Raw genomic sequence first — 7,729 nt, forward strand, 5'->3', positions numbered from 1 at the left:
GACGGTGGTCAGGGCCGCGCCGAGGGCGGGGCCGCGGTTCGGGCGCGGGCGGGCGGCGCGGCACCCGGGCGTACAGCTCCTCGGCGAGGCCGAAGACGTCGGCGTGCCGGTAGCGGGCGGCGCCGTCGGCGGCCAGTCCGGCGTCCTCCAGGGCGGCGGCGATCTCCAGCGGGTCGACCGCCCGCTCGCACAACTCGCGGTTGGCGTCCAGGAGTCGGCGGACGGGGTCGCCCGGCTGCGTGCTCACACGGCCTCCGCGAGCGCGGCGGGCCGCGGCTCGCCGTCGCCCGCCACCCAGTACTCGGCGGGCCGGGCGAACGGCCGCGCGGGCGTACCGGGCGGGGACGGGAACGCCGGGTGGCGGGCGACCAGTTCGAGGTAGATCTCGCGGAACGTGCCCACCACGGGCTCGACCCCGAAGCGCTCCTGCGCCCGCAGCCGTCCGGCCAGGCCCAGCCGGGAGCGCCGCTCGCCGTCGCGCAGCAGCGCCAGGCAGGCCCCGGCGAGGGCGCGCGGGCTGCGCGGCGGCACCAGCAGCCCGGTGGGCCCGAGCACCTCGCGGGCCACGCCGACCTCGGTGGCGACCACGGCGCGCCCGCTGAGCATGGCGTCGGCGAGCAGCCGGGGGCTGCGTTGGGCGAGCGCGCTGAACACCACGACGCGGCCGGCCGCCCAGGCCTCGGCCAGCCCGGCCGGCCGTCCGGCGAGGTCGACGGCCGCCGCGACGCCGAGCCGTTCGGCGATCGCCGCGCAGTGCGCCAGGTAGCCGGGCGCGCCCTCCTCGCCGTACATCAGCAGCCGGGCGTCGGGCAGTTCGGCGCGGACGTGCGCGAAGGCGTGCAGCATCAGTTCGGGGTCGCGTCCGGGTTCCAGCGCGCCGGCCCAGACCAGCGTGGGCGCCTCGGGCTCGGGGCCGGCGGCGGGCCGTCCGGTGGCGGGGGTGCCCTCGTGGACGATCCGGGTGCGGGCCGGGTCGCCCCCGCACTGCCGCTGCCACTGCTCGTCGTAGGCGCTGCCGGGGGTGAGCACGGCGGCCTGCCGGTAGGTCTCCGCGGTGAGCTGCCGGAAGAAGGACAGCAGCAGGGCGCGCACCGGCCACCGGTAGGGGGCGGAGCGGTAGCCGCGGTACTGCTCGCGCAGGTGCAGGCCGTGCTCGGTGACCACGAACGGGACGCCGTGCAGTTCGCGGGCGGCCAGCGCGGGCAGCGCGGCCGGCCCGCCGCCGACCACGTGGCACAGGTCGGCGCCGCCGAGCCCGGCCGTCCCGGTGCCGTACCAGGGCGCGGACAGCGGCCGCAGGCACTGTTCCAGCAGGTCGGCGGCGACCAGCACGTCGCAGACCTGCGGCTGTCCGGCGGCGGTGTCGGCGCCGGGCTGCCGCCAGATCCGCTCCAGGGCGCGGTGGGCGTGGCCGGAGGCGAGGAACGCGGGCAGCGCCTCGTCCTCCCGCGCGAGCGCGGCCAGCCGGTACAGCGCGGGCCCGAACCCGGCCCGTTCGCCGGGCAGCACCAGCGCCCGGACCAGTTCCTCGTAGGCCTTCAGGTGGGCCCGGCGGCGCAGCGCGGTGGGCCCGCGCCCGGCGGGGCGGCGGCCCCACATGGGCAGTTCGTGGACGCCGTGCAGGCCGGGCGCCCCGCCGGGCGGCGCGGGGCGGTCGGCGGGCAGCAGTCGGTAGAGCCGGAACTCGTGCTCGGGCAGGCCCGCGACCAGGCGGCCGCACCAGCCCCTTTGGCCACGCCGTGCAGTCGTGTGACCGCCCTCGGTGAGCAGAGCTATGCGCACGACGCCTCCTGGGCAAGAGCGTTTCGACGGGTTACGGCCCTACGACACAGGGAGTGCGTCCGTGCTCGACGGCCGTTCGGCCGGTGTCCGCTCCCCGCGTCCGCCGCCCTCGCCGCCTTGCCCCCACACCTGTTCGGTCCGGCAACACGAAGGTAGAGCGCCGGGCCGGAACCCCTGGGGGCCCGGCCCGGCTTGCCACCTGATCGAGTGAAAGGACGTGACCTCGTGCGTCCCCGTCGCGTTTTCGGCGCTCCCGTCGGGAACGTCAGCGCCCGGCGTCCGCCTCGGCGAGCAGTTCGCGCACCGCGCGGGCGACCGGCTCGGGGTGCTCCAGCATCGCCACGTGCCCGGACTCGGGGAGCACCAGCAGCCGGGCGTCCCGGAACGCGGCGCAGGCCCGCCGGGCGGAGCGGTAGGAGACCAGCTTGTCCTTGAGGCCGTAGACCAGCAGCACCGGCACCTCGACCTGCTGGGCCTGCCGCCACAGCGACTGCTCGCCGCGCTCGGTGTAGGCGCTGACGATGCCGCGCACCGAGCCGGTCACCGCCTGCAGCGAGTACGGCAGCGCGCTGCGGCGCCGGTACTCGGCGACGGCCCGGGCCCGGCGGTGCGCGGGGATGCTCCCGGGGTCGCCGTAGACCAGCCTGAGCAGTTCGGCGGTGGCGCTCTCCGGGTCGCTGCCGGCGGTGCGGCGGCGGACGAGTTCGGCGACGCCGGGCAGGGCGAGCAGCCCGGTGGGCCAGGCGGTGCGCTGCGGGGGCAGTTCGGGCAGCGCCGGGGAGATCAGGGTGAGGCTGCGCACCAGGTCGGGGCGGAGCGCGGCAAGCCGGACGGAGACCGCGCCGCCGAGCGAGTTCCCGAACAGGTGGACCGGGCCGCGGCCGGTCTCCTCCAGGTAGCCGATGACCGCCCGGGCGTGCCCGGAGACGCTGAGGTTGCCGTCCAGCGGCGGCGCGGACCAGCCGAAGCCGGGCAGGTCGACCGTCTCGCCGTCCACGTCCTCGGTCAGTTGGTCGAGCAGTTCCAGCCAGTTGTCGCCGGAGCCGCCGAGCCCGTGCACGAACAGGGCGGGCGGCAGCCCGTCACGGGGCTCCGAGTGGCGGCTGACGGCCACGGCCGCACCTGGCACCTCGACGGTGCGGTAGGGCTCCAGGGCGGTGAGGGGGTGCTGGGCGGCGCTCATGGAGCACGATGGTAGTGAGGACGGCCCGCCACCGGTGCGTTTCGGCCCGTCCCGACCCGGTCCCGGGTGCGTCTCGACCTGTGGACAGTCCTGGTCCGGGCCGTATTGTGGGCTCCCGACAAGGGCGGTGGTGCGCTTTACTCGGCTTCACCCGCGCGTGCGCGGGTTACCGAAAAGTAGAATCAATGCCTTGCCAGCCCATCGCAGACCGTGAAGTGAGGAGCGCCGTGACGGCCATCCAGGAGGCGCAGGAGCGTCCGCGCGGTGCCCGCCTGCCGCGAAGCGCCCGCCGTGAACAACTGCTCGGAGCCGCCCAGGAGGTGTTCGTCGCCCAGGGCTACCACGCGGCCGCCATGGACGACATCGCCGAGCGGGCCGGTGTCAGCAAGCCGGTGCTGTACCAGCACTTCCCGGGGAAGCTGGAGCTCTACCTCGCGCTGCTGGACAAGCACTGCGACGCCCTGGTCGACGGCACCCGGGCGGCGCTGGAGGCGACCAACGACAACAAGCAGCGCGTCGCCGCCACCATGGAGGCGTACTTCCACTACGTCTCCAGCAAGTCGGGCGCGTTCCGACTGGTCTTCGAGTCGGACCTGACCAACGAGCCGGCCGTGCGCGACCGGGTCGAGCGGGCCACCGACCTGAGCGCCACCCTGGTCTCCAAGGTGATCGCCGAGGACACCGACCTGCCGGAGGCGGAGGCCAAGCTGCTCGCGGTCGGCGTCTGCGGCATGGCCCAGATCACCGCCCGGTACTGGCTGTCCCAGGAGTCCGAGGTGCCGCGCGACGAGGCGGTCCGGCTGGTCGCCAGCCTGGCCTGGCGCGGCCTGAAGGGCTTCCCGATGCACCCGGCCCCGGAGGGCTCCGGCGCGGTCGGCGACTGACCGCCGATTCGGCCCTGAGCGGACCGACCCGGGAGCTTCGCCTCCCAGCCGCTCCGCTGCCTTAAGGTGAAGCCCGTACGGCGCGCCGCCCGCGAACGGCGGTTCGAGCGCGCGGGCTGCTACCGGAGGGACGGAAGCCGTGGAGGTCAAGATCGGCGTGCAGAACGCGAACCGGGAGATCGTCCTGGAGAGCGCGCAATCTGCCGAAGAGGTCGCGGACGCGGTCGCCAAGGCCCTGGACGGCAGCGCCAAGCTGTTCACGCTGTCCGACGAGCACGGCCGCAAGGTGCTGGTCCCGGCGGACCGTCTCGCCTACGTCGAGATCGGCGAGCCGTCCGTCCGCAAGGTCGGTTTCGGCACGCTCTGAGCACGCGTCCACGGCGCCCCGTTCCCCCGCCCGGGGGGACGGGGCGCCGTGCTGTGCGTACCGGAGGCCGCGGGCGGGTAGGCGGGGGGTGCCGCAGCGCCGCACCACCCCGGGAGGAAGCCGTGTGGGAGACGACCGCGTTCGTCCTGATCGGCCTGGCCGTCGGGTTCGGCGCGCTACTGGCCCGTCCCGACCTGTTCCCGCAGTCGCGCGCGCTGCCGGTCGGCACCGCCCTGGTGGCGGCGGTGCTGTCCGGCCGGCTCACCCACTACGTGCTGGACGGGCGCGTCCCCGCGGTGCAGGTGGCGGTGGCGTTCGTGGTGGCGGCGCTGCTGGTGTCGGTGCCGGCCCGTCCGGACCTGTCGCCCCGCCGTCGCGGCGGCCGCCACCGCCACGCCTGAGGTCCGGTCAGGACGCCAGGCCGAGGGCCGCCATCCGCCGGGTGTGGGTCTCGGTGATGCGGTTGAACATCTTGCCGACCTCGACCAGGTCGAAGCCCCGCACGTGCGCGCCGCCGACCAGCAGGTTCGACAGCGCGTCGCGCTCGGCGACCACCCGCTGCGCCTGGCTGAGCGCCTCGCCCATCAGACGCCGGCCCCACAGCGCGAGCCGCCCGCCGACCCGCGGGTCCTCCTCGATCGCCTGCCGCACCCGTTCCACCGCGAACTCGGCGTGCCCGGTGTCGGCCATCACCCGCAGCACCAGGTCCCGGGTGTCGTCGTCCAGCCGGACGGCCACCTCGCGGTAGAAGTCGGTCGCGATGGCGTCGCCGACGTACGCCTTGACCAGGCCCTCCAGCCAGTCGGACGGGGCGGTCATCCGGTGGAAGGCCTCCAGCGGCTCGACGAACGGCTCCATCACCGCGACCGGGTCGGCGCCCACCTCGGCCAGCCGGTCGTGCAGCAGCTGGTAGTGCTGGAACTCGGCGGAGGCCATCCGGGCCAGCGCGGCCTTCTCCGCGATGCCGGGCGCGAACTTGGCGTCCTCGGCGAGCCGCTCGAAGGCGCTCAGCTCGCCGTACGCGAGCGCGCCCAGCAGGTCGAGCACCGCCGCGCGGTACTGCGGGTCGGCGGCCCGGGCCGTCCAGGGCCCGATCGAGTCGGTGATCCCGTCACCGGGTTCCTGAGTCTCCATGGCACCTGACCTTAGTGGTCCGGGCAGGTGCGAGGACCGCCCGCGGGCGTCCCGCAACCGGGGCGCGGCCGGTCGGAGTATTCGCCGTCACGTGTTCGAGTCGTCGCTTGACTGTATGGTAGGTAGTGAGGCCAGGTGTGAACCCGCGCGGCCCGTCCGTTCATTCGGCAGGCCGCGCAGTCGTGCCCGACGGCGGTCCGCCGTCCGGGACACCGCATCCGGCGCTCACGTACGCGGATGCCCGGTCGGAGACCCGATCGGCTCCGACCTGGCCCGAGCCTCGGGCCCAGGCACCGCATCAGGCCGAGCGAGGGCCGCCGCGGACCGCGCCTCGACGCGCCGGGCCGCACGACCCCGTAGAACGGGACGCCCTCCCCCGCGCCGCCCGCCCGACGCGCCCCTCACCGGGCAGCGCGGGCACGGCAGGACGCGCTCGAACTCGGCCCCTCCACATGGAAGAGGCAGCACCCTGTCCACCACCGGCGAACCCATCAAGACGACCTTCCGGGAACTCGGCATCCTCCCGGAGACCGCCGAAGCCCTGGAGGCCGTCGGCATCGTCCACCCCTTCCCGATCCAGGAGATGACCCTCCCGGTCGCGCTGACCGGCCACGACGTCATCGGCCAGGCCAAGACCGGCACCGGAAAGACCCTGGGCTTCGGCCTCCCGCTGATCGAGCGCGTCGTGGTCAAGGCCGACGTCGCCGCCGGCCGGGCCACCGCCGACCAGCTCACCGACAGCCCGCAGGCGCTCATCGTGGTGCCCACCCGCGAGCTGTGCACCCAGGTCACCAACGACCTGCAGACCGCCGGCAAGGTCCGCAACGTGCGCGTCCTCGCCGTGTACGGCGGCCGCGCCTACGAACCGCAGGTCGAGGCCCTGAAGAAGGGCGTCGACATCGTCGTCGGCACCCCCGGCCGCCTGCTCGACCTGGCCGGCCAGCGCAAGCTCGACCTGTCCCAGGTCCGCGCGCTGGTGCTGGACGAGGCCGACGAGATGCTCGACCTCGGCTTCCTGCCCGACGTCGAGAAGATCATCACCATGCTGCCCGCCAAGCGGCAGACCCTGCTCTTCTCCGCCACCATGCCCGGCCAGGTCATCTCGCTGGCCCGCCGGTACATGAGCCAGCCCACCCACATCCGGGCCGCCGCGCCGGACGACACCGGCACCACCGTCGCCAACATCGAGCAGCACATCTTCCGTGCCCACTCGCTGGACAAGGTCGAGATGGTCTCCCGGATCCTGCAGGCCGAGGGCCGCGGCCTGGCGATGATCTTCTGCCGCACCAAGCGCACCGCCGCCGACGTCGCCGACCAGCTCACCAAGCGCGGCTTCGCGGCCGGCGCGGTGCACGGCGACCTCGGCCAGGGCGCCCGCGAGCAGGCGCTGCGCGCCTTCCGCAACGGCAAGGTCGACGTCCTGGTCTGCACCGACGTCGCCGCCCGCGGCATCGACGTCGAGGGCGTCACGCACGTCATCAACTACCAGTGCACCGACGACGAGAAGACCTACCTGCACCGGATCGGCCGCACCGGCCGGGCCGGCGCCTCGGGCACCGCCGTCACCCTGGTCGACTGGGACGACATCCCGCGCTGGCAGCTCATCAACAAGGCGCTGGACCTGCCGTTCAACGACCCGGAGGAGACCTACTCCACCTCCCCGCACCTGTACGAACTGCTCCGCATCGCCCCCGGCACCAAGGGCATCCTGCCCCGCTCCGAGCGCACCCGGGCCGGCCTGGCCGCCGAAGAGGTCGAGGACCTCGGCGAGACCGGCGGGCGCGGCCAGCGCAGCGGTGGCCGCAACGGTGGCGGACGCGGCGGACGGGGCGCTGCCGCCCCCGAGACCCCGGCGCCCGCCGAGCGTCCGTCCCGCCGCAGCCGCGAGCGTCGCCGCACCCGGGGCGGCAGCTCCGTCGCGCCCGACACCGCCGCTGCGTCGACCACCCCCGCGGTGCCCGCCGCCGAGCAGCCCGCCGCCCCGGCCGCGCCCGGTGAGGGCCGCAGCTCGCGCCGCCGCAACCGCAACCGCCGCAACTCCGCTGCCGCCCCGGCCGTGGCTGCGGTCGAGACGGTCACCGAGGTCGCCGAGGTCGTCGTCGAGACGCCTGCCCCGGCTGTCGTGGCCGAGCCGGTCGCCGAGACCCCCGCCGTCCGCGTCCCGCGCAAGCGCACCCGCAAGGCCGCCGCCCCCGCGGTCGAGACGGTCACCGAGGTCGTCGTCGAGACGCCCGCCCCGGTTGCCGTGGCCGAGCCGGTCGCCGAGACCCCCGCCGTCCGCGCCCCGCGCAAGCGCACCCGCAAGGCCGCCGCCCCCGCGGTCGAGACGGTCACCGAGGTCGTCGTCGAGACGCCCGCCCCGGCTGTCGTCGCCGAGCC

The 7,729-nt window shown here is 75.2% G+C and carries 7 protein-coding genes and 1 pseudogene; 4 read left to right on the forward strand and 4 right to left on the reverse strand.

From position 1 onward, the window contains the following. The 3 genes and pseudogenes from ACWEMJ_RS33015 to ACWEMJ_RS33025 all read right to left on the reverse strand — a co-directional run. Positions 1 to 247: pseudogene (locus ACWEMJ_RS33015) on the reverse strand (hypothetical protein); the annotation flags it as partial. After that, positions 244 to 1,782, reverse strand: coding sequence for a DUF3492 domain-containing protein (locus ACWEMJ_RS33020; RefSeq protein ID WP_452140832.1), 1,539 nt, complete (start codon positions 1,780 to 1,782; stop codon positions 244 to 246). The pseudogene ACWEMJ_RS33015 and the gene ACWEMJ_RS33020, both read right to left, overlap by 4 nt. Before the next feature lie 265 nt (positions 1,783 to 2,047). Then, positions 2,048 to 2,965, reverse strand: a complete 918-nt coding sequence (locus tag ACWEMJ_RS33025) for an alpha/beta fold hydrolase (protein WP_452140833.1) — start codon at positions 2,963 to 2,965, stop codon at positions 2,048 to 2,050. A 227-nt stretch (positions 2,966 to 3,192) separates the two neighbouring features. Between ACWEMJ_RS33025 and ACWEMJ_RS33030 the strand changes: the two genes are divergently transcribed. The 3 genes from ACWEMJ_RS33030 (at position 3,193) to ACWEMJ_RS33040 (ending at position 4,617) form a co-directional block, all read left to right on the forward strand. Further along, positions 3,193 to 3,849, forward strand: coding sequence for a TetR/AcrR family transcriptional regulator (locus ACWEMJ_RS33030; protein ID WP_452140834.1), 657 nt, complete (start codon positions 3,193 to 3,195; stop codon positions 3,847 to 3,849). A 139-nt stretch (positions 3,850 to 3,988) separates the two neighbouring features. Next, positions 3,989 to 4,216 carry a DUF3107 domain-containing protein gene (locus tag ACWEMJ_RS33035; RefSeq protein ID WP_452140835.1) on the forward strand — a complete coding sequence of 76 codons (228 nt, stop codon included), beginning with the start codon at positions 3,989 to 3,991 and terminating at the stop codon, positions 4,214 to 4,216. 122 nt (positions 4,217 to 4,338) lie between these two features. Next, entirely contained in the window at positions 4,339 to 4,617 is a 279-nt protein-coding gene (locus ACWEMJ_RS33040; RefSeq protein ID WP_452140836.1) for a hypothetical protein, read from the forward strand. Between the two features lie 7 nt (positions 4,618 to 4,624). Here the strand turns inward: ACWEMJ_RS33040 and ACWEMJ_RS33045 are convergent, their stop codons facing one another. Next, positions 4,625 to 5,350 carry a ferritin-like fold-containing protein gene (locus tag ACWEMJ_RS33045; RefSeq protein WP_452140837.1) on the reverse strand — a complete coding sequence of 242 codons (726 nt, stop codon included), beginning with the start codon at positions 5,348 to 5,350 and terminating at the stop codon, positions 4,625 to 4,627. A 583-nt stretch (positions 5,351 to 5,933) separates the two neighbouring features. On the opposite strand from ACWEMJ_RS33045, the gene ACWEMJ_RS33050 reads away from it, so the two are divergent. Continuing rightward, positions 5,934 to 7,729: DEAD/DEAH box helicase (locus ACWEMJ_RS33050; RefSeq protein WP_452140838.1), on the forward strand; the 1,796-nt coding region annotated here is incomplete at its 3' end.

This window comes from Kitasatospora sp. NPDC004531 (assembly GCF_053602195.1).